This is a genomic window from Thermostichus sp. MS-CIW-38 (genome assembly GCF_054058415.1).
In genome coordinates this window covers 1-1,641 of record NZ_JBSSAH010000075.1, presented here as the reverse complement: position 1 = coordinate 1,641, position 1,641 = coordinate 1, and the positions used below count along the sequence as shown (strand labels likewise).

The window sequence follows — 1,641 nt, the reverse complement described above, 5'->3', positions numbered from 1 at the left end:
GCTTGCGACTGGGACGCCTTGAGCTTGCAGGAGACGGTCAGGACGTGGGTCATGGTTCTATCATAACTTCCGCATTCCTCCCGACACTGACCCTATGGGTACAGTGCGGGGCTCCTGCGATTTCTAGCTGACTCAGAGTCATGGAGCATGAGGGACAAGGGGAGTCCCTATGTTCTTATTCAATTCTGTCAATGGCCGTTGAGCAGCAGGCTTGTTACAATAAATTACGATATGTTGATCATCCTTGCCATTGTTGTCCTCCTGGGATTCTGGGCGCTGCGCTTGATGGAGCAGGCTTTTCAGAGTCAGGAGTTCTCGCGCATGTTGGCAGGGACACTGGTGGCTGTGGCTGCCGGCGGCGTCTTGACCTGTTACTTTTTGATGAGCGATACCCTGCAGATGTTGTTTCATCTGCAAGCGCAGTCCCCCTCTTCCTACTCTCAAGATCTGCTCTCCGATTTGAGCTGGCTTGACTAGGCCAATTGGGTTGCTAGCCAGGCTTGAATGCTTCGAATCATCTGGTGATTGGGGGCCAGTAGGTTCTGGTAGATCAACTGTCCAAAAGCATCGATGGGGCTGAACTCTTGCCCGACTTGGAAAGGATAGCTAAAACCCAGTGGAGTGAGGTGATCCCCCTCGAGATGCTGCCACTCGGTGTGGCCTTGATACTTGCGGCAAAGCTGTTGGTAGAGCAGAGGAATGTCGTCAATATCATCCTGTCGAAATTCTACGAGCAGGTTGTGTCTAACCGGATACTGCTCCTCAATTAAGCGGTTGGTTTCTGCTGGGGAAGGCTCGAACTCCAACCACAGATTCACAGGTGGCGAGGAGGATCCCATCCACATCCGCCACAGATCGGCAAGCTGTTGTTGAGGCCAAGCTTGAGCCAACAGCCGCAGCAATGGCAAAGCCCGATCTAGCCCGGCATTGCTGTAGGCCAGGAAAATATTGCCTCGCCGCTGGGATCCCAGAGAAGGAACGGCTAGACAAGCGAGGATCTGCAACTTACAGCCCAGGCTATGACCCAAACCAAACAGGGGCAACTCCAGCAAACCCTTGCTTTGCAGGCTTCTGTGCAAAGATTGGGCTGCGTTGAGCGCCAGTTGGGCGTGATCGATATCGGTGGTGTAGGGGGTGGCAACAACGGCCATGCCCATACGGGCCAGTTCTTCCAGCAGGCGGCTGTAGAACACTTGCGGGGCAGCTCCCACAAAAGCTCCACCCAGAAAGTGAACGACGGCGCGGGGTTGAGGGGGCAGAAGGAACCAAGTATGCCCATCCGTTTGCCAAGTCGGTGCCATGGTGTTGCAACCTCGCCTGCGAGTTTGTTGAAGCTTTCCCCATAACCCAGCGCTCGGCAGATCCCACTTTGCCCACTTTACGCCGGTTCCCTGCGCTGGCCAGCCCCTGGAACTCATCCTAATGGACATCTTGCCCAGACAGGGGATCCCCAGTTAACTTCTGATGCAGCAGGCAAAACTGATACATTTACGCTGAACACTGCTGACCATTACTGCTCAACGGTGCAGCGATAGCATTCTGTCCGTTTCCGAACAGAAAGGCGGTATCCCGCAAAGCTCTGAGCATAACACCCAGAGCGCCTTGCCAATCTCGTGGTAGCCTATGGCTGCACTTTGGGCA

The 1,641-nt window shown here is 54.6% G+C and carries 2 protein-coding genes and 1 pseudogene; 1 reads left to right on the top strand and 2 read right to left on the bottom strand.

Features of this window, described 5'->3' with window-relative positions; genetic code table 11:
* Positions 1-231: 231 nt before the first annotated feature.
* On the top strand, positions 232-477 hold the full coding sequence (locus tag ACVWXZ_RS14255) for a hypothetical protein (protein ID WP_414419019.1): 246 nt from the start codon (positions 232-234) through the stop codon (positions 475-477).
* Here ACVWXZ_RS14255 and ACVWXZ_RS14250 read toward each other — a convergent pair.
* Positions 474-1,301 (bottom strand): DUF1350 family protein, encoded by an 828-nt coding sequence (locus ACVWXZ_RS14250; RefSeq protein ID WP_457482666.1) that lies wholly within the window; start codon positions 1,299-1,301, stop codon positions 474-476. The genes ACVWXZ_RS14255 and ACVWXZ_RS14250 overlap by 4 nt on opposite strands.
* Positions 1,302-1,488: 187 nt before the next feature.
* Positions 1,489-1,641, bottom strand: a pseudogene (locus ACVWXZ_RS14245) (RNA-guided endonuclease InsQ/TnpB family protein); the annotation flags it as partial.